Source organism: Cognatishimia maritima (assembly GCF_900129685.1).
GTDB lineage: Bacteria > Pseudomonadota > Alphaproteobacteria > Rhodobacterales > Rhodobacteraceae > Cognatishimia > Cognatishimia maritima.
Map to the genome: position 1 here is coordinate 936,620 of NZ_FQWM01000001.1, position 21,622 is coordinate 958,241.

The 21,622-nt window shown below is 57.3% G+C and carries 22 protein-coding genes; 10 read left to right on the forward strand and 12 right to left on the reverse strand.

The features are described from left to right. Nucleotides 1-135: 135 nt before the first annotated feature. Nucleotides 136-744: a response regulator transcription factor gene (locus BUA39_RS04910; RefSeq protein WP_072791474.1), complete on the reverse strand. Its 609-nt coding sequence runs from the start codon at nucleotides 742-744 to the stop codon at nucleotides 136-138. A gap of 265 nt (nucleotides 745-1,009) precedes the next feature. On the opposite strand from BUA39_RS04910, the gene BUA39_RS04915 reads away from it, so the two are divergent. The 7 genes from BUA39_RS04915 to BUA39_RS16780 all read left to right on the forward strand — a co-directional run bounded on the left by BUA39_RS04915 (nucleotide 1,010) and on the right by BUA39_RS16780 (nucleotide 9,624). Continuing rightward, on the forward strand, nucleotides 1,010-1,516 hold the full coding sequence (locus tag BUA39_RS04915) for a putative pterin-binding protein (RefSeq protein ID WP_072791476.1): 507 nt from the start codon (nucleotides 1,010-1,012) through the stop codon (nucleotides 1,514-1,516). Between the two features lie 33 nt (nucleotides 1,517-1,549). Beyond that, entirely contained in the window at nucleotides 1,550-4,072 is a 2,523-nt protein-coding gene (locus tag BUA39_RS04920; RefSeq protein WP_072791477.1) for a hybrid sensor histidine kinase/response regulator, read from the forward strand. Between the two features lie 54 nt (nucleotides 4,073-4,126). Continuing rightward, the gene (locus tag BUA39_RS04925; protein ID WP_072791479.1) at nucleotides 4,127-6,376 is read left to right on the forward strand and encodes a heavy metal translocating P-type ATPase; all 2,250 of its coding nucleotides are present in this window, start codon (nucleotides 4,127-4,129) and stop codon (nucleotides 6,374-6,376) included. Next, entirely contained in the window at nucleotides 6,373-6,765 is a 393-nt protein-coding gene (cueR, locus tag BUA39_RS04930; protein WP_072791480.1) for a Cu(I)-responsive transcriptional regulator, read from the forward strand. Before BUA39_RS04925 ends, cueR begins: the two co-directional genes overlap by 4 nt. A gap of 84 nt (nucleotides 6,766-6,849) precedes the next feature. Continuing rightward, nucleotides 6,850-8,226, forward strand: a complete 1,377-nt coding sequence (locus BUA39_RS04935; protein ID WP_072791482.1) for a cryptochrome/photolyase family protein — start codon at nucleotides 6,850-6,852, stop codon at nucleotides 8,224-8,226. Between the two features lie 161 nt (nucleotides 8,227-8,387). After that, on the forward strand, nucleotides 8,388-9,389 hold the full coding sequence (gap, locus tag BUA39_RS04940; protein ID WP_072791483.1) for a type I glyceraldehyde-3-phosphate dehydrogenase: 1,002 nt from the start codon (nucleotides 8,388-8,390) through the stop codon (nucleotides 9,387-9,389). A gap of 91 nt (nucleotides 9,390-9,480) precedes the next feature. Continuing rightward, nucleotides 9,481-9,624 (forward strand): hypothetical protein, encoded by a 144-nt coding sequence (locus BUA39_RS16780; protein ID WP_165610482.1) that lies wholly within the window; start codon nucleotides 9,481-9,483, stop codon nucleotides 9,622-9,624. Nucleotides 9,625-9,636: 12 nt separating this feature from the next. Here the strand turns inward: BUA39_RS16780 and BUA39_RS04945 are convergent, their stop codons facing one another. The 3 genes from BUA39_RS04945 to BUA39_RS04955 form a co-directional block, all read right to left on the reverse strand. Further along, a complete protein-coding gene (locus BUA39_RS04945; protein ID WP_072791487.1) occupies nucleotides 9,637-11,925 on the reverse strand; it encodes a glycosyl hydrolase family 28-related protein in 2,289 nt (762 codons plus the stop codon). Between the two features lie 111 nt (nucleotides 11,926-12,036). Further along, complete coding sequence (locus BUA39_RS04950; protein WP_072791489.1) at nucleotides 12,037-12,429, reverse strand: DUF4864 domain-containing protein; 393 nt, start codon at nucleotides 12,427-12,429, stop codon at nucleotides 12,037-12,039. Between the two features lie 57 nt (nucleotides 12,430-12,486). After that, on the reverse strand, nucleotides 12,487-12,798 hold the full coding sequence (locus BUA39_RS04955; protein WP_072791491.1) for an ArsR/SmtB family transcription factor: 312 nt from the start codon (nucleotides 12,796-12,798) through the stop codon (nucleotides 12,487-12,489). Nucleotides 12,799-12,885: 87 nt separating this feature from the next. Between BUA39_RS04955 and BUA39_RS04960 the strand changes: the two genes are divergently transcribed. Next, nucleotides 12,886-13,371 (forward strand): DUF6428 family protein, encoded by a 486-nt coding sequence (locus tag BUA39_RS04960; protein WP_072791493.1) that lies wholly within the window; start codon nucleotides 12,886-12,888, stop codon nucleotides 13,369-13,371. Between the two features lie 50 nt (nucleotides 13,372-13,421). On the opposite strand, the gene BUA39_RS04965 is transcribed toward BUA39_RS04960, so the two are convergent. Continuing rightward, nucleotides 13,422-15,068, reverse strand: coding sequence for a lysine--tRNA ligase (locus BUA39_RS04965; RefSeq protein WP_072791495.1), 1,647 nt, complete (start codon nucleotides 15,066-15,068; stop codon nucleotides 13,422-13,424). A 235-nt stretch (nucleotides 15,069-15,303) separates the two neighbouring features. Between BUA39_RS04965 and BUA39_RS04970 the strand changes: the two genes are divergently transcribed. After that, nucleotides 15,304-15,729, forward strand: coding sequence for a tellurite resistance TerB family protein (locus BUA39_RS04970; RefSeq protein ID WP_072791496.1), 426 nt, complete (start codon nucleotides 15,304-15,306; stop codon nucleotides 15,727-15,729). Nucleotides 15,730-15,844: 115 nt separating this feature from the next. Here BUA39_RS04970 and queF read toward each other — a convergent pair whose 3' ends face one another. From queF to BUA39_RS05005, 7 genes are all read right to left on the reverse strand, one after another. After that, nucleotides 15,845-16,312 (reverse strand): preQ(1) synthase, encoded by a 468-nt coding sequence (gene queF, locus BUA39_RS04975; protein WP_072791498.1) that lies wholly within the window; start codon nucleotides 16,310-16,312, stop codon nucleotides 15,845-15,847. Between the two features lie 12 nt (nucleotides 16,313-16,324). After that, nucleotides 16,325-17,044 carry a 7-carboxy-7-deazaguanine synthase QueE gene (gene queE, locus BUA39_RS04980; protein WP_207546193.1) on the reverse strand — a complete coding sequence of 240 codons (720 nt, stop codon included), beginning with the start codon at nucleotides 17,042-17,044 and terminating at the stop codon, nucleotides 16,325-16,327. Further along, complete coding sequence (locus tag BUA39_RS04985; protein ID WP_072791501.1) at nucleotides 17,041-17,397, reverse strand: 6-pyruvoyl trahydropterin synthase family protein; 357 nt, start codon at nucleotides 17,395-17,397, stop codon at nucleotides 17,041-17,043. Before BUA39_RS04985 ends, queE begins: the two co-directional genes overlap by 4 nt. After that, nucleotides 17,397-18,101, reverse strand: coding sequence for a 7-cyano-7-deazaguanine synthase QueC (queC, locus tag BUA39_RS04990; protein WP_072791503.1), 705 nt, complete (start codon nucleotides 18,099-18,101; stop codon nucleotides 17,397-17,399). The genes BUA39_RS04985 and queC overlap by 1 nt, the downstream gene beginning before the upstream one ends. 119 nt (nucleotides 18,102-18,220) lie before the next feature. After that, a complete protein-coding gene (locus BUA39_RS04995; RefSeq protein WP_072791505.1) occupies nucleotides 18,221-18,616 on the reverse strand; it encodes a DUF1801 domain-containing protein in 396 nt (131 codons plus the stop codon). A gap of 71 nt (nucleotides 18,617-18,687) precedes the next feature. Next, nucleotides 18,688-20,178, reverse strand: a complete 1,491-nt coding sequence (gene dacB / locus BUA39_RS05000; protein WP_072791507.1) for a D-alanyl-D-alanine carboxypeptidase/D-alanyl-D-alanine endopeptidase — start codon at nucleotides 20,176-20,178, stop codon at nucleotides 18,688-18,690. A gap of 91 nt (nucleotides 20,179-20,269) precedes the next feature. Further along, nucleotides 20,270-20,896: a nicotinate-nucleotide adenylyltransferase gene (locus BUA39_RS05005; protein ID WP_072791752.1), complete on the reverse strand. Its 627-nt coding sequence runs from the start codon at nucleotides 20,894-20,896 to the stop codon at nucleotides 20,270-20,272. Nucleotides 20,897-21,014: 118 nt separating this feature from the next. Here BUA39_RS05005 and BUA39_RS05010 point away from each other — a divergent pair, with 118 nt between their 5' ends. Further along, a complete protein-coding gene (locus tag BUA39_RS05010; RefSeq protein ID WP_072791508.1) occupies nucleotides 21,015-21,491 on the forward strand; it encodes a GNAT family N-acetyltransferase in 477 nt (158 codons plus the stop codon). Nucleotides 21,492-21,622 lie beyond the last annotated feature (131 nt).

The following is a 21,622-nucleotide window of genomic DNA, read 5'->3' on the forward strand; positions in this document are numbered from 1 at the left end:
AGAACCTGTATTGCGTGCTCGGGATTCTGTTTAGAGCAGAGACTACTTGCTTTCCGCGGAGGTGAAACCATCTCGGACAGGAAATGTCGTAACGTGACCATCGGGTGACAGTTTGGGTCACCACAGCCGCCGCGCCTAAAACAGTCCCGCTTCCTTCGCGATCATCGCGGCATGGGTTCGGTTCTTGGCGTCAAGTTTGCGGCAGAGCGTGCGCACATGCAGCTTGATCGTGACTTCTTGCAAGTTCAATTCGCGGGCGATTTCTTTATTGGCCAGCCCACGACATAGCCCGTTCAAGACCTCGGCCTCTCGGCGGCTTAGCTGCTGGGCGAGAGGATTGTCATCCACCTGACCGGCCAAGTGCGAAACGGGCACATAGGTTTCCCCCGCTGCCATGAAACGCACGGCATTCACCAAGCTTTGCGCGGTCATGGTTTTTGGCAGATAGCCAATTGCCCCCTGTTCAATCGCATCCTGCGCCACATTGGGCGGCGCATTCCCGGACAGGATCGCAACGCCTTTGGCAACCCCGGCGTCGATGGCCTGTTCAAGCCCCGTCAGCCCCAGCATGCCGGGCATGTTGTAGTCTAGAAGCAACAGATCAAATGGCCCTTCAGCCTGACCAATATCCAGCGCCTCCTGAAGGGTGCTGGCGAGGTGCACATCTTTCTCACCCGCGTTCTTCAGGTAGGCCGCAAGCGTATCGCGCACCAACCCGTGGTCATCTGCAATCAATATCCGCATCTCTAAACCGCTTATCCTTAAATGCGATCGGTTGAAGCCGACTGTCTCCATCGCAACTCAGTTTCAAACTAAACTGCTGTTCGATTTCGATTTTCCCAAAGAGCCTCTAAATCTAAAGTTGAGTATATCGTGCAAAGGAGACAGATTTCCACAGAAAAGCAATACTCCCCTAGTCTTTCGCATAGGTGCTTTTTACAAAGAAACATGCTCAAAGTTGTTCGGGGCGCGCATTAAACACGTTTGATTAGAAAAAATGGTTCCTAGAATGAACTTACACAAAGCACTGATGGCCTTTGGCCTGCTTCTTTTGCCACTTTCCACTATGGCCAATGGGCTTGATACCCCGGCAGGCCCCATAATCCTAACCGTGAGCGGAGAGATTTCGGTCACAAACACAGATGATAAAGCTGCCTTTGACCGTAGGCTTCTCGCACAACTGCCACCGACCACAATTGAAACCTCCACCATCTGGACGGAGGGGGTGCAGACGTTTACCGGCGTCTCGCTCCACGCCTTGCTGGACGAACTTGATGCCCACGGCCAAGAGATTCGCGCCCATGCCGTGAATGACTATATGGTGACGATTCCCATTGAAGACGCCAAAGAAGGCGGCGCGATTGTCGCTTATTTGCGCAATGGCGAGATTATGTCACTTCGCGACAAAGGGCCCTTGTGGATTGTCTATCCATTTGACTCTGATCAAGACTTTCGAACCGAAACCATCTATGCTCGCAGCATCTGGCAATTGGATCGCCTTGAGGTTGTGAAGTAGTCTCTGGGCACCGCAAGGTGAGGCCAAGAGGGTATGCGTTTTTCGGATGGGTTCAGAACAGCCGCATTTATTTTGCTGCTGTTATTGGCGCTGCTGCAGATTGGCTCAATGCTGGCCAACATCCTACGGCAGATCGACACGCTGTCTGACGCCAGGGCGGACAACCAAATCTGGACGCTGGCACAAGCCGAGGTCGACTATCGCCGACTGACAACGGTTCTATACAGCGCTGACGCTGTTGATGATCTGACAGAGGTCCGCAACCGCTTCGATATCTTTTACAGCCGCATTCAAACCCTGCAAGAAAGTGACCGCTACACGTCTTTCCTGTCGCGCGACGGCTTTCGCGAGCAATTCGAAGCGATCCGCAGCTATCTGGATGCTGCCCTGCCCTATATTGATGGCAGCGACACAGAGCTGTTCCGTGATCTTCCGATGCTTGCCAGCTTCACCCGCGATGTCGAAGATCAGGTCCGGCAGTTGGCTCTGACGGGGTTGAACGACGCGGCGATCCAAACGCAGTCGATCCGCGATGAGACCCGCACACTGTTGCGCCAACTTGCCAGCGCGACCATGCTCTTGATCATCGGCTTGCTGATGGTCCTCTTTGTGACGCGAATTTACTATCGCGAGACGCGGGAAGCGTCCAAGGCGATCCGCATTTCCCGCGCACGCATCGCCACGATGATTGAAACGGCTCTCGATGGTATTCTGGTGACCGACCCAGACGGTTTTCTGCTAGAAAGCAACCGGGCCGCGCAGACCATGTTTGGGCTGGAAGATGCCGTCGACGACCTTCTGCATCTGAGCGGCTTGATCCGCAATCCCGAGGGGCCCGAGTCTTACAACAACCCTGCGGCTTCCGGGCTGGTTGGACAAGGTCGGAAACTGGCGACCGGTTTGCGTCTGGATGGCACAGAGTTCGCAGCAGAGGTCTCATTAATGCAGACCACCACCGAAGCACAGGATGACATTTTTGTCGCCTATGTGCGCGATATCACCGCGCGCCTGAAAGCCGAGGCCGACTTGCTGCAAGCCCGTGATCAAGCCGAAGAAGGCGAACGCACCAAGGCCAATCTCTTGGCGGTCATGAGCCACGAAATCCGCACCCCCCTGAACGGCGTGATCGGTGCTGCCGACCTTCTAGAGGCCACACCGCTGACCGATAAACAGGCAAGCTACGTCGCCGCCATGCGCACCTCTGGCGACGTCTTGATGCGCCACATCAATGACGTTTTGGAAATGTCACGGCTGGATGCAGGATCTGAGTTGCGCGAGCCCCAACCCCTGAACCTACGCAAGATCGTGACAGATACTGTCGATAGCCAACGTGCCGTGGCATCGCGCCTGAATACTACGCTCAAGGTCCAAGTGGCCGAGGATGTACCGCATCTGGTCGCAGGCGAGTTGCAGGGACTGCAACAATGTCTGCTGAACCTGATCAGCAACGCAATCAAATTTGCCCCGAGCGGGCAGGTTTCGGCTGAGGTGGACCTGTTTGGCAAAGACGACCTGATCGAGTTCCGCGTCTCAGACGACGGCATGGGCATCCCGGAAGATGAACTGCCAAAGGTGTTTGACGACTTCTTTGCAGGGGATGCCAGCTTCGCCCGGCAAAGACAGGGCACCGGTCTTGGCCTTGGCATCACCCAACGCATTGTGCGTGCGATGGGCGGGGAAATCGGGGCCGAAAGTATCCTTGGCGAAGGCAGCCTGTTTTGGTTCCGCGTTCCACTGCCCGAGGTCAGCACATCACAGAAAGAGATGCCCCTGCGCCCCTTGCCCGCCGATCATATGCAGTCGTTCAATATACTGCTTGTCGAAGACAATGAAATCAATCGCATGATCACCGGCGACATGCTGCGCAATGCTGGCCATCAAGTGACCGAAGCGACGGACGGCGCACAGGGCGTTGCCACTGCCGAGGCCAAAAAATTCGACCTAATTTTGATGGACATTAGCATGCCCGGCATGGATGGGATCACCGCCGCGCGCACCATTCGCGACGGCAAAGGCGCATCCCAAGAGTCGGTGATCATTGCTCTGACCGCGCAGGTGCTGCCCCCCGATGCAGATGAGATCACCCAAGCCGGCATTCAGGATGTGCTGCACAAACCGGTCAGCTCGCAGGCATTGATTGCGGCCATCACAGGCGCTGTGCAACGCGCCGATTCAACGACGCAAGAACCAGAAGCGCGCCCAGCTGGTCGGCTTGATCCTGCTGTTTTGAAAGATGTCGTCGACAATATCGGCCTGTCCGATCTGCGCCAACACCATCAGGAATTCGCACGCGACATTGCGCCTCTGCTTGAAAGCCTCACATCGCCATCCACTTTGACAGAAAACGACCGCAGCTTGGCGCACAAACTCTCTGGCGCGGCGGCGGTCCTTGGCATGTGCCAAATGCACGAAGCGCTCGCGCGTTTGGAAAACACCCTGTCAGACCCAAACTCCGCCATGGACGCAGCCCTCGCGCATGAGATTGCAGACATCTGGCAGGACACTGAAACCGAGTTTTTGACATTTCTTTCTGACTCCGTGCCAAAGACCCCTTGACCCTCCAGTGACTGGAACCTTTATGTAGACGAGGCACTCGGAAGGAAATGAACGATGGCCACGGATACACTGACCCTAGAAATCGAAGGTATGACCTGCGCAGGCTGTGCCTCGCGCGTTGAAAAAGCTTTGGCGAAAGTTCCCGGAACGGACAGCGCCTATGTCAACTTTGCGATCGGCAAAGCCTATTTGACCGGGGCCACGATCCCCGAGGCAGATGCCATTTCCGCCGTCAAATCGGCAGGCTATTCCGCCCATCTGCCAGATAAGTCCGGTTCACAAACAGTCCAACAGAAACCGGCCCATGCCGCCCGCAATCGCGCCCTATTGGCCATCGCGTTGGCGCTGCCGGTATTTTTGATGGAAATGGGCGGGCATTTGGTGCCTGCCTTCCACCACTGGCAGGTGATGACCTTTGGGCAGATGCCAGTCTGGGCGGTGCAATTTATCCTGACAACGCTGGTGCTTTTCGGCCCCGGCATTCGGTTTTTCCGCACGGGTCTGCCGCTGCTGTTCAAAGGCCAGCCGAATATGGACACGCTCGTTGCGCTTGGCAGCCTTGCCGCTTGGGCCTATTCGAGCCTCGTTCTATTCATGCCTGCATTGTTCCCGGAAGGCGCGCGCAACGTCTATTTCGAGGCCGCCGCCGTCATCGTTGCCCTTATTCTTCTGGGCCGCTGGCTCGAAGATCGCGCCCGCGCGCAGGCGGGATCCGCGATTGAGTTGCTGCTGGGCCAAATGCCAGACACGGCCACGATCCTTCAGAAAGGTGAACAGCGCGAGGTCCCGGTTGCAGCTTTGGCTGTTGGTGACATTGTGATCCTGAAACCTGGCGAACGCGCGCCAGTGGACGGAGAGATTGTTGAGGGCAGTTCTGACATCGATGAATCCATGCTGACCGGCGAACCCCTGCCGGTGGCCAAAACCATCGGTGATCGCGTGTCAGGCGGCACCACCAACGGCTCCGGCGCGCTGAACATCCGCGCAACAGACATTGGGGAAAACACCCTGCTAGCCCGCATCGTCAATACAGTGGAACAGGCACAGGCCACACGCCTGCCAATCCAATCCATGGCGGATCGGGTTGTCTCGATCTTTGTGCCGATCGTGATTGCCATTGCGCTTGCGACCTTCGCCGCATGGTATGTCCTCGGCCCAGAACCCACGCTGACCCACGCCTTGATCGCGGCGGTATCGGTTCTGATCATTGCCTGCCCCTGTGCCATGGGGTTGGCCACACCCACCTCGATCATGGTCGGCAGCGGGCGCGGCGCAGAACTTGGTGTTTTGTTTGCACGCGGTGATGCTCTGCAACGCCTCGCCGAAGTTGACGTGGTTGCCTTTGACAAGACCGGCACTTTGACCCTTGGCAAACCCGAAATCGCTAACATTGCGACCCACCCCGACACAACTCGGGAAAACGTCCTGCAATTGGCCGCTGCCGTCGAAAGCGGCTCGGAACATCCGATTGCCAAAGCCTTTCTGCGGGGAGCAGAGGGGTTGACCTTGCCTAAGGCCACAAATGTCAAAGCGCAAGTCGGACACGGGCTGAGCGCAGAGGTTGACGGCAAAACGGTCTACCTCGGCTCCATCGGCTTTGCCGAAGACCTCAAGCTGGATCTTGCGCCCTTTGCGGACGCACTTAATACGGCGGCTGAAAAAGGCCAGACGCCGGTCTTTCTTGCCGTCGAAGACGCGGTTCAAGCGGTCTTTGCCCTTGCAGATCAGATCAAACCAGAGGCCAAAGCCATGATCCGTACCCTTCAAGACAATGGCGTGCGCACGGCCTTGATCTCTGGTGACAGAGACGAAGCAGCCCGCCATATTGCCACGCAACTCGGCATCGACGAAGCCTTTGGCCGTGTCCTACCGGCAGAGAAGTCTGCAAAGATCAAAGTCTTGCAAGACAAGTTCGGCACCGTCGCCTTCCTTGGCGATGGTATGAACGACGCCCCGGCCTTGGCGCAGGCGGACGTTGGGATCGCCATGGGTGACGGGACTGACATTGCCATTGAAAGTGCCGATGTGGTGTTGATGTCGGGCGACTTGTCTTTGTTGCTAAAAGCACGCGCGCTGTCCAAGGCAACGCTCAAAAATATCCGCGAAAACCTCTTTTGGGCCTTTGGCTACAACGTTCTGCTGATCCCGGTGGCCGCAGGGCTGTTCTATCCTTGGCTCGGCTGGCAGCTGTCACCGATGTTGGGCGCAGGAGCGATGGCGCTAAGTTCGATCTTTGTGGTGATGAACGCCCTGCGGCTGCGTGGCTTTGGCACCTCACAGTCCCAACAAGGAGCAAGCGCATGAACATCGGTGACATTTCCAAGGCCTCTGGCCTGCCGACAAAGACCATCCGCTATTACGAGGATATCGCCCTTGTCACCCCGAAACGCGGCGACAACGGCTACCGCAGCTTTTCCGAAACGGACCTGCGCCGCCTGCAATTCCTCGCCCGCGCACGCGCGCTGGGGTTCAGCATCGATGAATGCCGCAGGTTACTTGCGCTATATGACGACGCAGAGCGCAGCAGCGCCGAGGTCAAAGCGCTGGCACTGGAGCACCTCGCAGATATCGAACGCAAGATGGCCGACCTGCAAGGAATGCACGACACCCTCAGCACCCTGATCAAAGGGTGCGCAGGGGATCACCGCCCCGATTGCCCGATCCTTGAAGACCTCGCTGGCGAAATGACCTGATCCAGCCGGGCTGGTCATTTAGGTGCAATGCACTATCTCGATCATTGGCGGCTGAAAGCCCGAAAATGAGAACAAGAGGCACAAATGGGCAAGCATCTTCATTGGTTTCGCAAAGACCTGCGGCTGGCGGACAACCCGGCGCTGAGCCGCGCGGCCAAGGGGGACGTGCTGCCTGTTTACCTGTTTGACCCATCGGAACTGGCGGCAATGGGCGCGGCCAGCAAAGTCTGGCTTTTTCATAGCCTGCACGCGCTCAACCAATCGCTTGACGGGCAGTTGCGCCTCCTTTCAGGCCCGTCGCAAACAGCCTTGCCCGAATTCGTTGCCCAGAACGAAATCACCACGGTCACATGGACCCGCCGCTATGACCCGGCAGGCATTGAAATGGATCAAGCGCTAAAGGCGACGCTGCAAGGCAATGGCGTTGAGGTCCATAGCCTAAACGGTTCCCTGCTGTGGGAGCCTTGGGACGCCAAGAAACCTGACGGCACCCCCTACCGCGTCTTCACTCCGTTTTATAAACGCGGCTGCCAAGCTGCCGCCCCGCCGCGCGCACCTTTGCCCGCGCCCAAACTGGATTTGGTGAAAAAGCCCCACGACGACCTCGCACTGCTGGATCAACTCCTGCCAGATCGCGACTGGCACGTTGACATGATGGATGGCTGGAATCCTGGCGAAGCCGGTGCAAGGATTGCGCTAGAAGCGTTTATTGATGGGCCGCTCGATGGTTACAAATCAGACCGCGACGTGCCCGCGGCGAACGCCACTTCGCGCCTTTCTCCGCATCTGCATTTTGGGGAAATCTCTCCGAACCAGATCTGGCACGCGATAGCAAAGCAACCCACCACCCACGACACCGCGCATTTCAAATCAGAACTGGCGTGGCGCGAGTTTTCCTATCACCTGCTCTACCGCCACCCGGACCTTGACCACAAAAACCTGAACGACAAATTTGATGCCTTCCCATGGCGCGACGATGACGCAGCGCTCCAACGCTGGCAGCGCGGCCAGACCGGCATTCCGATTGTCGATGCGGGCATGCGAGAGCTGTGGCAAACGGGCTATATGCACAACCGCGTGCGCATGATCGTCGCGTCTTTCCTGATCAAGAACCTGTTGATCCACTGGCGCGAGGGCCTCGCATGGTTCCACGACACACTGGTAGATGCCGACCCCGCCAATAACGCCGCCAGTTGGCAATGGGTCGCCGGATCAGGGGCCGACGCCGCGCCCTATTTCCGCATTTTCAACCCGGTCACACAGGCACGCAAGTTTGATGCAGAGGCCACCTATATCACAACCTACGTGCCAGAACTTGCGGCGCTGCCGGTGAAACACCGGCATGCCCCATGGGAGGCCCCGGCCGAGATCCGAAAGGCGCTCCAGGGCTATCCAGAGCCGCTTGTGGACCTCAAAGATTCGCGCGCCCGCGCCCTCGCGGCCTTCTCATCCCTGCCCTAGGCCATGTTATCGCAAACGGTGTCGCCACCGTTATCGCCAACGGTCCCATACACCCCGCCGTTATCGCTAACACATTGACGAAAAAGGTGTTTTTTCTTTTTCTTGTGACAATTGAGGTCTATACCGCCCCCAAACCGGAATGATCGAGCGAGGACACTCAGATGACCGTCACAGTTGGTATCAATGGCTTTGGCCGTATCGGACGCTGCACATTGATGCACATTGCCGAAGCGGCGCGCGAGGATGTGAAAGTGGTGAAGGTCAACGCGACCGGCCCCATTGAAACCTCAGCCCACCTGATCCGCTATGACTCTGTCCACGGTCGTTTCGCCAATGACGTTGTCGTTCAAAATGGCACCATGGATGTCGGCCAAGGCCCGATGCGGATGTTCTCGACCTACGATATGGATGACCTGGACTGGACCGGTGTCGACATCGTTCTGGAATGCACCGGCAAGTTCAACGATGGCCAAAAGGCGGCCAAACACCTCGAACGCGGCGCAAAGAAAGTCCTGATCTCTGCCCCAGCGAAAAACGTGCAGAAAACCGTGGTCTTCGGCGTCAACGACAATCTGCTGACCGCCAATGACAATATGATCTCTAACGGCTCCTGCACCACCAATTGCTTGGCCCCGCTGGCCAAAGTCCTGCACGAGGCGATTGGCATCGAAAACGGTCTGATGACCACGATCCACAGCTACACCGGCGACCAGCCGACGCTCGACCGTCGCCACGCCGACCTCTACCGTGCCCGCTCTGCCGCCATGGCGATGATCCCGACCTCCACCGGGGCGGCCAAGGCGCTTGGTGAAGTGCTGCCTGAACTTAAAGGCAAACTCGACGGCACCTCGATGCGCGTCCCGACACCAAACGTTTCTGCCGTGGACCTGACCTTCGTGGCCTCCAAAGACGTCACGGTCGAGGATGTGAACGAAGTGGTGCGCGAAGCTGCGGCGACCCATATGAAAGGCGTCTTGGGCTATGACCCAGAAGCCAAAGTGTCCATCGACTTCAACCACACCACCGAAAGCTCTATTTTTGCGCCCGACCAAACCAAGGTTGTTGGCGGCCGCACCGTGCGCGTTTTGGCATGGTATGACAACGAATGGGGCTTCTCTGCCCGTATGGCAGATGTCGCGGCCAAGATGGGGCAACTGATCTAACAGCGGCCCACCGCCCACTATCTTATGTATAGTTGCGCCCTTCCGGGTCCCTCTGGCATAGTCTTGCCATCGGGCAAGAAGGGCACAACCAATGACAAACTCACTCGCGATTAGTCTCGCGGCCTCGCTGATTGCAGCAGTTGGGGCAGATCAGGTTTGGCTAGACGGCGACGGCGCACTGATGACAGCGCGCAAATTCGCCGAGATGGTCGAATACGTAGCGTTCTGGCGCTAGACACTTATCAAGCTACACCGCCGTCATCGACACCTTAACCGCGACCCCGCCGGTCAATGGCTCTTGCCAGTTAAGCCGGATTTGATCGCCATTGCTCCCCTGTTGCAAATCCACATAAGGCACCGCCCAGCGCGTCTGATTGGCAGATGTGCGCAAACGATCCGTTGTCACAACCGACTGCACCGACCGCGCCTGCCCGCCAAAGGGCAACTGCCCGCCGGTTTGCACGGTCCAACTGCTCGCCGCTGAATTCTGATCGTGGGTGACCATCAGCGGATTGTAGATCGGCGTCGTAATCTGATGGAAGGTATTGCCGTCCACTAGGATGTTCTTGCCCTTGGACATATCCAGCGACGCAAAGCTTTCATCCACCCGGTCCACCCGATCAATCGCGCCATCGACGCTGCGGAACTTGTTGCCGGTCACACTCAGCCCGCCAATGAAATGTCCGGCACCATAGGGTTTGACCACCAAATAGCCAAACCAAGACGCCACATCACCTGACAGGAATACATTGTTGTCGATGCTTAGGGCTGCGAAGGAAAAGCCACTGCTAAAGTCAGGGGTCGCATCCCGCTCGTTTGTCCATTCGATCGAACAATTATCGACATAGTTGTCGGCAATCGTGGTCGAGCAATAACCCGAACAGACAACAATCCCCGCCGTCCGCACGCCATCTGGTTCGGAATCTCCTTGGAAAAAATGGTTGCCAATCACCATATTATTGGACCCGCCCAAAACCGCGAAATGCCGAAACTGCGTCGCGCGGTTGTTGCGCAGTTTCACGTCGTTGGCGTTGGTGTTCAGCACAATGGTGCTACGATCCTGCGCCCGTTCATCTGCTTCGTCTGTCAGGAACTGGCAGCGGTCAATCAACATGCCCTGACAGCCCTCTCCATGGCTTGTGATCCCCCGGTCCTTGGGCCGCGTGATCCAGCTGTCGCGCACATGAAAGATCACCCCGGCGGGCGGCAAAAGGATGCCACTTGCCTTGCTGTTACACAGCAATTCCACATGTGACAGAGAGAACCGCTGCAGCTTGCTGAAGCCCGAGAAATCCATGATGTATTTGAAACGCGTGAATGTGTAAGTCTGCGTGCCGACGGCGTCATAAAGCGGCGCACTCAACTCGATCTCTTGCGTCGCGTTGTTCTTGGACTTCACATAGACCTCACGCCCAACGCCATTGCCCGTCACCAAAGACCCAACCTGCACATTGGCCACATTGGTTACATTGGTCAGGACGCGCGCATTCGACGTCGAATAGGTCCCGCTGGAGGTGGCAACATCATCCTCCCAAGCGCTGTCGCCCGACACGTAAAACTGCGCATTGATGATATTGCGCCGCTGGGCATAACTGTCCCGATTGGGCACCAGCGCCTGCATATCCATCGGCTCTGTGATGGTAATCTTGCGCCCACCGCAATCCAGCGACTCGTGTTCGGCGCTATTGAGCAATGACTGAAACGCCTTTTCAAAGGCAAGTTGTTCATTGCCAAAAGCATCAATATAGGCGGGCAGATCGAAGTTCTTGGTCAGGCTAAAGATTGCCTCGCGCGGCATGGTCACGGTGCCCTCAAAACGGACGCGCTCGGTGAACACCATCCCCCCTGACAAAAGGTATGTCCCAGCCGAGACCAGCACCGTGCGCCCGTTCGCAGCCGCATTAGCCGCCTCAAAGGCGGCGGTATCATCGGTCGTGCCGTCGCCAACAGCCCCGTAATCACGCACATCAACCATCGCCATCATGTCGCGATGAAAGGCCGAAGTCAGATCGACCACCTCAATATCGTCAATCCGCACGACACCCCCGGTCGCACCAGTCAGATCAAGCCCGATATGAGCGTAAATCGGCGTGGTCCCCCAGGCCATATCAACCCCACCCCGATTGCCAGACCCGATAATGGCCGTGACCTCGACAACCTCTCCGTATGAAGTCAGTGCAACAGTCGGCCCCACCTCGACCAAACCGGGCACATGGCTTTCGGTCCCATCCCCGGCCCAAGCAGCAATGCGCACATTGGGCAGCGCGCCACTCATGGCTTTGACCCGCGCCTTGATTTGCAGATAACACCCCGGTTGCAACGGCGTTTGCCCCATGTAACGCAAGCGCTGCGTGGCTTGGTTTTTCAACAGCTCCAAACAACCCGCAAAATCTGCATCCGCCGGCACATAGGCCGCATTCACCGCCCCATCGTAGGTCTCTGATCCGGGTGTCCCGTCCTCGCTTGACCAGACATTCAGCCCTGCCGAAAACGCAGGCGGCATCAATAGCAAACCCTCAGTGATAGCCTTGTTCATCCAATTCCCTTTCCTGATCCAGCGATAAGCGACAAGCGGCGGCGTGGATCAGGGTAGGCAAAAAGGGATTAAGCGCGGGTCATCTATGCGTTCGGTGACGGTTCAATGGGGTTAGGCAGCGGGCCCCAGCGGCACCATCCAAACACCATTGATGCGCCATTCTCCATCGATCTGGACAAGCTGGTATTCCAGCAAATGAGAGGCCCCGGACTGGTCGAGAAACAGCACCTGCTGACGGTAGCCGATTTCATCCTGCCGGGTCTGAAAATACCGGACCTCTTTTGGTTCAACCACCATGGGATAGCCCCTACGCACCATGGCCTCAAACCGATCTTCGTCTCCAAAAATCCTTTGGATCGAGGGGCTTGCGTAGGAAAACGCTTTCGCGAAATCATCCTCAGAAAAGGCTGAAATCTGCGCATCAATTGTGGCTTGGATGTCATCACCCTGCGCGTAGGCAACGCTCCCCAGCACCACTAAGACAACCGCAAACAATTTCCGCATCTTCAGCCCTCCATTCCGAACAACTAGCGCGATTTTTACCAAAGGCCAGAGGCCGTTCTATCCGCAGCAAGACCGCGCCGTTGCATTGCCTTTGCAGCAATCCTCCAAAAGGTAGCGCGCCAAACCACCCATCGCTTCAAACCGCACCGCATAGCGCACGCTTCGGGACTGCTTTGTCGACGTGACCAGTCCCGCGTCCGCCAAGGCCGAAAGGTGAAACGAGGCGCGCGACGGCGTCGCCCCCAACCTTTCGGCAATCTCCCCCGCACTCAAGCCGTCAGGCCCTGCTTCCACCAAGGCTTTGACAACGCGCAAGCGGCTTTCGTTGGACAGCGCCGCAAAGGCGGTCAGGGCAGATGTCTCATCCATATTTCAAAATCTCTTGAAACGTTAGCTTTCCCATGCAATATATTTCAAGAATCATTGAAATGAAAGCTCTAAACAGAAAGAGGACCCATGCACCTAAATGATCTTGCCGATTTTCTGGCCGAACAGCCTGCCGACTTTCCGGTTGTCTATCACACCGCTGATGCGACCATCGGCGCGGGCTATCACCTGACCGAACTGAAATCAGCGCCCGTCACCAGCATTGATTGCGGTGGCAATGTCGCGCGATTTTCCGAAGTCACGATGCAACTGCTGGATGGGCGCGACGGCGCTTACATGAAGGCGGGCAAACTGCTTGGGATATTGCGGCACAGCCTAAAGGAAATCCCCGCCCTAAACGACGCAGAGGCGCGCGTGGAATTTTCTCATTCTAACAATGGATTAGAACTATTCGCCCTTGGGGAGCCAAAAGTGGACCGGAAAGTAGTGACGCTGCCGCTGATCGCGCTGGGCGCACAGTGTAAACCTGCTGTGGCGGCACGAAGCCGGTCAGTCTCACCCGCCCAAAGCGGCTGCTGCGGCGCAGCCTCAGGCTCAGGCGGGGGCTGTTGCTAATGAAAAGCCCGGGCAAAACCCGGGCTTTCTCATAAATGCAGACTTAATCCTTAGCTGGCGAATTCCCCAGCCAAGGCGCTGTTGATCAGGTTGATGGTCTCTTGCACGCCGTAAAGCGCAATGAAACCGCCAAACCGTGGCCCCTGAGAGGCACCCAGAAGAACCTCATAAATCGTCGAGAACCACGCCCGCAGCGGTTCAAATCCGTGGATCTTACCAATGGCAAAAACCACAGATTGCAGGAACTCATCGCTGGCAAAATCCGCCACGGGCAGCGGATCATCATTGCCAACAATCTTGTTTTTCTCTGCAATCGCCGCCAATGCCGCGTCTTCAGAGGCCAAGGCCGCTGCCAAGGCCTGCAGTGCCGCGCGTTCCTGATCGGTTGGCGCGCGGTAGGTCTTGGTGGGCTTCACAAAGTCATGGAAATAACGCACGGCAAACCCAGCTGCCGCATCCATCGCGGGGTGTGTTTCCGCCGTCGCCTCCGGGGCGTATTTGTTGATAAAGCCCCACATTGTATCTTTGTCTTCGGCAGAGGACACGCTGGCAAGGTTCAACAGCATCGAGAACGGCACCACCATGTCTGACGCAGGCACGTCCTGCCCGTGGATATGATAAACCGGGTTGTTCAACTGCCCCTTCAGGTCTTGGCCCGGATAGGCACGCAGCTGCTGGTGATATTCATCAACTGCCTTCGGGATCACATCAAAAAACAGCCGCTTCGCGGTCTTTGGCTTTTGATACATAAAATATTGCAGGCTTTCCGGCGCAGCATAGGTCAGCCATTCCTCCATCGACAGGCCATTGCCTTTCGATTTAGAAATTTTCTGCCCCTGTTCGTCGTTGAACAATTCATAAGACAGGCTTTCCGGTGGGCGTTGCCCCAAAGCGCGGCAGATTTTGCTGGATTGCGTGACAGAGTCGATCAGGTCTTTGCCCGACATCTCATAATCCACGCCCAGCGCGGCCCAGCGCATCGCCCAGTCAGGCTTCCACTGCATCTTAACGTTGCCGCCGGTGACCGGAATTTCGATTTTCTCGCCATCCGGTTCCTGATAGACAATCGTGCCTTTCGCAACATTGCGTTCTAGAGTCGGCACCTGCAGCACATGGCCCGTTTTTGGGCTGACCGGCAGGAAGCACGAATAGGTCGCCCGGCGTTCTTCACCCAGGGTCGGCAACATGATTTCCTGAATTTTTTCAAAGCGTTCCAAAGCGACCAGCAAGGTTTCATCAAACTTGCCGCCGGTGTAATAGTCGGTTGCAGAGGCAAATTCGTAGTCAAACCCAAAGCTGTCCAAAAACGCGCAAAGCCGCGCATTGTTGTGCTGCGCAAAGCCTTCGTGCGTGCCAAATGGATCACGCACTTTGGTCAGCGGCAGATGCAAATCCTGCGCCAGTTCTTCCTGGTTTGGCAGATTGGTCGGCACCTTGCGGAAGCCATCCATATCGTCCGAAAAACAGATCAGCTTGGTCGGAATATCCGACATCTGCTCAAACGCGCGCTTGACCATCGTGGTACGCGCGACCTCTCCGAATGTACCGATATGCGGCAGGCCCGATGGCCCGTAACCCGTTTGGAACAGCACATAGCCCTTCTCCGGCGCTTGCTTTTCATAGCGTTTGAGAACCCGGCGCGCCTCTTCAAAGGGCCAGGCTTTTGAACTCATCGCAGCATCGCGCAGATCAGACATTGTACTCTCCAGTAAATCGCCGCCCTGCCCCATGCAGAGGCGACCGGCGTTGCATAGTTTGCTCTTGCAGCATGGTCAATGTTTGTTGACCCGCTGGGTGCTGAAACGGAAGCGACCCTTAGTCTTTTGAAGGGCCAAATGCAGGATTTCGCCGCCCAATTTCCTTTCGCGCTTGCCCGCCCTACGCACGCACCATATCTTATTTCCAAGCACTTATTCCAAGAAAGCCAAAACAATGACCCAAGAAGCCCCGCACCCATGGACACCTGCAGACTGTCTGGTGGCGGTCATGGTGGCAATTTCCGCCTCTGATGAAAACATCCGCACGGCGGAACTGATTAAGATCCAATCGGCGGTCAATAACCTGCCGGTGTTTGGTGACTATGATATCGACCGGCTGACCGTGGTCTCACAGACGGTCTTAGACCTCTTTGAACAGGAAGACGGGCTGGCAGCGCTGTTTGGGCTGGTGCGTGACAACCTGCCAGAACGACTGTTTGAGACGGCCTATGCGCTGGCCTGCGATGTGGCGGCAGCGGATGGGATGATCCTGGAGCCGGAACTGCGGCTGTTGGAAGAAATCCGCTATGAGTTGTCAATTGACCGGCTGCATGCGGCGGCAATCGAACGCGGCGCACGAGCGCGACATATTACGCTTTGATAAATGGGGAATGTTTGGGGCTTTGCCCCTCTGCGCTGCGCGCATTCACCCCAGAGTATTTGAACAAAGGTGAAAGGCGCGGCGATTTAAGCCGCGCCCTTTTCTTATACGTCCTTTATCCGCGACCGCGATAGGTTGGCACGCCCTGGTCTGGAATCCAGACATGCGCCAACTCTGGGCCGGTCTGGTAAAAAACATCAATCGGAATGCCGCCACGCGGATACCAATAGGCCCCGACGCGCAGCCATTTTGGGTCCAGCAGTTCTTCCAGCCGTTTGCCGATGGTCACAGAACAATCTTCGTGGAAAGCACCGTGATTGCGGAAAGACCCGAGGAAAAGTTTCAGCGACTTGCTTTCCACCAGCCAATCCCCCGGCACATAATCAATCACGATATGCGCGAAATCAGGTTGCGCCGTTAGCGGACAAAGCGAGGTGAACTCCGGCGCGGTAAAGCGCACGGCATAGTCATTGCCCTTTTGTGGATTGGGTACACGTTCCATGACCGCCTCTTCAGGGGTCGCGGGCAGTTCTGTTTGGCCGCCCAATTGGGTCAGGCCTGCATAGATGCTTTCATCAGCCATTTTGCTCTCCTATCAAACGCCGCGTTTGTTGCCCCAAATCAGGACATGCAGTTGCGGCAGGATTTTTGGGGCGAACCAACGGTCCGCCAAGGTGCGATCAATCAGCCACTCATATCGGTGCATAATGCCGTCCATATCAATCTTGGCATCTTCAGCATCGGGCGGCGGCGGGGTGTGGTTTCCGGGTTGAATATATAGCGGCAGCTCAGGGTAGCGCGCGGCGGCCTCTTTGGCCCAAAGATAGTCGGCCTCGTCAAAGATCACGATTTTTAGCACGGTTTCAGCGTTACCGGCTGCCTTTACGCAGGCATCAAACGTGTCCCAATCCACCTCCTCGCCAGACGAGGGCGGCTTGGGCGACAGGATCAGCGGGGACAGCTCTGAAAACCAGTCCCGCGCAACAGAGCCTTGGGTCTCCAGCGCGAAATCAAAGCCCTTGGATTTGCCATGTGCGATTAGCGGACCAAAATCCTGAATGGCCGGATTGCCGCCCGAAAGTGAGACGGTAAGGGGCACACCGCCTGATAGGCGCTCGACCTCATCCCAGATGTCTTCCGTGGTCATCTTAGCCCAAGTGTGCCGATATTCGCTGTCGACCGCATGCAGGCTGTCACACCATGAACAACGGTAGTCACAGCCGCCCGCGCGCACAAAAACGGTTGGCGCGCCAATCACGGCCCCTTCGCCCTGAATGGTCGGGCCAAAGATTTCTGCAATCCGCAGGATGGTCATGGTCGATACTCTGCCCATGTTTTGGGGGTCTCAGACACGCGCACAGCGCTGACCGCATCCCACCGCGCTTTGGCCCAGTCATAGACCTCTTTTGCCAGCCGTTCTGACGTCACCATATCGTGGCCAAAGACATCGTTCAGATGGCGGTGATCCAGCGTTTCGTCGATCCAGACTTTCAAAGGCGCGAGTTCGCGGTAATCCAGCACAAAGCCCACGGCATCGAGTTCCGGCGCAGATAGTTCCACCTCGACAATATAGTTGTGCCCATGCAGCCGCGCACAGGGGTGATCGTCGGGCAGACCTTTCAGTTGGTGAGAGGCCGAGAAATGAAATTCCTTGGTAATGCGATACATCACGCACCCCCTTCTGCGTCGATGGTGACGGATTTCCAATAGTCCGGGTCGGCATATACGGTCGGGTCCTCGACTCCGGCGATGTGGAAGGCCTCGCGCCGTTCCACGCAGGTGCCGCAGCGCCCGCAGTGGGTCTCTCCACCTTTGTAGCAGGACCATGTGTCGGCGAAAGGCGTGTTCACCTTCGCGCCTTCAAGCACGATGTCAGATTTCGGGATATGTACGAAGGGCGTGTAGAGCTTGACCTCAGCATAACCTTCAAGCGCCGCATCCTGCATTTTCTGGAAGGCATCGATAAAGCCCGGGCGGCAATCTGGATAGATAAAGTGATCCCCGCCATGCACCGCTGCCGCCACGGCATCCGCGCCCTTGGCCGCGGCCACGCCAAAGGCCACCGCCAACATGATCGCATTGCGGTTCGGAACCACGGTGACTTTCATATTGTCTTCGGCATAATGCCCATCTGGCACGTCAAGATCATCCGTCAAAGCAGAGCCTGACAGAAACGCGCCGATCGCGGTCATATCAATCAAGTCATGCGGCACGCCAAGGCGTTCCGCTGCGCGGGCCGCATAGCCCACTTCTTTCTTATGGCGCTGCCCGTAATCAAACGAGATCAGCCCCACCAATTCGTGTTCCGCAGCCACTTTGTAGGCCAGCGACACGGAATCCAATCCGCCTGAGCAGATGACAAGAGTCTTCATAATTTGATCCTTGTTTTAGCAAACCGGGTAGGCTGCGACCGGTATCCGAGACCATCCCGAACGGGCGGGATGTAGCAAAGGTTTGACCGGATGGAAAGGAAATTTCAGAGCGGTGACCGTTAGGTCAGCCGTTCTAGCCGACCTTTGCGTTTTTGCACGTTCTTATAGTCCCACTGCAAAAGCTTGCTTTGCGCAAGCCACAGGCGCAGCTTTCCAAGGTCAATATCTTCGACAGCCTGAAACCGCACTGAGGCATCTTTGAACTTGCCCGTTCCGGGTGTCAGACCCGGTTCATCAAAATCCGCACCGCTCCAGAACATCAGACGGATACAATCCTTAAGTTTTGAGTAGCCAACAATCGGATTGCCATCCAGAAACCAAACTGGGTGCGCGTGCCAGATTTTCCCTTCGGCGTCGGGCAATTCAGTTTGGATTGCAGCATGCAACGCATCGCAGATCGCACGGTCTGTCGCGGTCATATATCCGTGAAATTCAGCAATCGTTTTTGGTTTCATGCGGTCATCTTAGGGCAAGCCTGTCTTTGGGCAACATGCATTGCGCATCTGGCGCGCGCCATCCCGCCCCCTCAACTCGCGTATAGCGCACCCCAGCGTTCAATCAGCGCCTGCTGCAGTTTTTTCGCCCGTGAATTCCAACTGCGTGCACCCTGCGGGCGTTCACGTTGGGCGCGGGTCAGGCTGTCGCGCAAATCGGTGTCGGCGGCAAAGATTGCAAAGGCCAGCTCTTCACCAGAGGCGGTTTTCATATAGCCCCCCAAGCCGCTCACGAAATTAAGCGTCCCGGTTTTGGCGCGCACGGCAATGGGGTGGTTTTTCACCGGACGCCCTTTAGCATCCTTCATCGTGAATCCCTTGAGGATCGGATGGACCCGGCTTTTCTGCGCGAGGATCGCTAGCGCCTTTGCCAATTCATCGGCACGGATGCGCGACTGATCACCAAGGCCAGAATGATCAACAAACTTCGCAGCCGTGATGCCCAGCGTTTCTGACGCCCAGGCCTCCATCTCTCGCCCAGATGCGCGCAGCGACGCGGCATAGACCCCGCGCGCCTTGGTGGCAGCAAGGCCGACCATTTCAGCGGTGATATTGGTGGAATAGCGCAACATGCCGCGCAGAATTTCTTCAAGCCGCGCACTTTCTAGGATCGCGACCACCTCTCCTGTGGGGCGGCTTGTGGTTTTCACAGGCGGCGGCATTGTGATGCCCTGCGTCTTGGCGAGTTCGCGGAATACCTCGCCCGCATAGACTTCGGGCTGCCGGGTCGGCAACCAGCGTCCGCCTTCTTTGTTCAACGCATGGCGCGAGACCGTCCAACGGTCGATGCCATCGCTGTTTTCATAGGAAAACACGGGTGCTTTGCGATCACTGAGCGCGATCCGGGCGACGCGCACCTTGGGCCGGTGCTTTTCGCTGCGCGCCTCCATGGCGGTCTCAAAGTCGCCATTGACCTTTTTCCAGTCAAAATAGACGCGGTTGAAGTTGAGGCAAATCCCCGAAACCGAGGTCGCATAGCCCACATGTTTGGGCTGGCCGGGATCGATGGCTTCGACATAGGGCAGCGCGCCGCCATAAACGACAAACCGCCCGTCCACACGTTTGATCCCATGCGCCGCCAGCTTTGCCACCAAACTCGCCATACCATCGGTGTTCAGTGTCGGATCACCACCCCCCACCAAAGCGAGATCACCGGTGAGGACGCCATCAACAATCGGGCCATTTACCACGACCATTGTTTGAAAGCGGTGATCCGCCCCTAACAAATCAAGCGCATAGAGGGCTGTGACAGCCTTGGCGACACTGGCCGGGGGCAAGCCAAGCTGCGGTTCTGAGGCTTCTAAGATGCGCCCGGTGCCAAGCTCCGCCACCGCGAAACTGACAGCGCCCCCAAGATTTGCCGCCTCCAACAGCGCGTCCGGCGTGCCCGGCGCGCGGGCCGCGACGCTGCCCGGACGCGGTATTGGGCGCAAGGACGTGCTGGGCGCATTGGCCCAAAGGGGGGTGGCGAGAAGGCTGGCAAGACCGCCTAATAGGGCGCGACGTGTAGGTGCTCTGGACATGAAGCGAATTTAGTCAGCCCGCCTGCGAAGGCAAGATCGAAGACGATTGGGCGGCGGTCATTCACCGAAATTTCATGTGCGTGAAAGCGCGCTACCGCTCTGGCTTCGCCACCCATTTGCCCGTCGCCCGGATCTGGGTGGAACTGAGGTTCACCATCGGCACATTGGCAAAGCACCAAGCGGGTGCCGGGGTTGTCGCCAAAGTCTGACTGTAGCGCCCTTTGATCTGATAGGCGCGGTAGACATCGGCGGCTTTCGCAGTGCGCGCGGCGATCCGGTCTCCGGGGCGGGCCAGAACGCCCACCGGCACAGAATCCATGATCAGCCGCCAGTCTTTCCAGCGATGAAACTGCGCAAGATTATCGGCCCCCATCAGCCAGACGAAACGCACGCCGGGATAGCTGTCTTTCAGGCGCAACACGGTTTCCGCGGTGTAGCGCGTTCCCGCGCGGGCCTCAAAATCGCTGACGGTGACGCGTGGGTGCTGCATGATCTGCTGCGCCGCCTGCATCCGCCGCGCAATGGCCGCCGGGCCGCGCGCCTTCAACGGATTGCCCGGCGTCACCAGCCACCAGACCCGGTCCAAATTGAACCGCTTCAAAGCCTCCAGCGTGATATGCACATGCCCCTGATGGGGCGGATCAAACGAGCCACCCAGCAGACCCACGGTCATGCCCGGTTCCAGATGTGTCACGCGTTTTCTGATGCCACTGCCCATATGCGCAATAGAATCTGCTGCCAAAAGTTTGTCCAGAGCCAAAGCGCACCCCGCTTTACATCTTTGGAAACACAGGAAAGATAGGCAACAAACCGAGGAAGACGCGACACAAGGCACCATGACAACGCCCATCACCATAAAGCAACTCGATCCGACCGATCCCATTGCCATTGCCTGCCTTGAAAGCTACTACACCGAACTCGCCGCGCGGTTTGAGCGCGGGTTTGATGTGTCTTTGTCCCGAGACCCAGAGGCCCAGAACATGATGCCCCCATTGGGTGCCTTCTTTGTGGCCATGTCAGGCGGTGCGGCGTTGGGGTGTTGCGGGCTGAAAGGCGACGGGTCCGAGGTGGCAGAGATCAAACGGCTTTGGGTCAACCCCACCGCGCGCGGCATGGGGCTTGCGCAGCGGTTGCTGGCGGAATGTGAGGTCGCGGCGCGCGGGTTGGGCATCACGGTGTTGCGGCTGGATACAAACTCCGCCCTGCCCGAGGCCGAACGGCTGTACCGCAAAACCGGCTGGACGCAGATTGAGCGGTTCAATGATGATCCCTACCCGGATTTGTTTTTCGAGAAAGCGGTGCCGGTTGGGTAAACCCCACCCTACGGGTCGCATGTAGGGTGGGGTTCCACTCCACCCTCCCACGTTGTCCCGTAGGCCGGGCTTCAGCCCGGCATCCATCCCCGATTGTTTGCCACATCGGTGCGTGAAATCACGCACCCTAC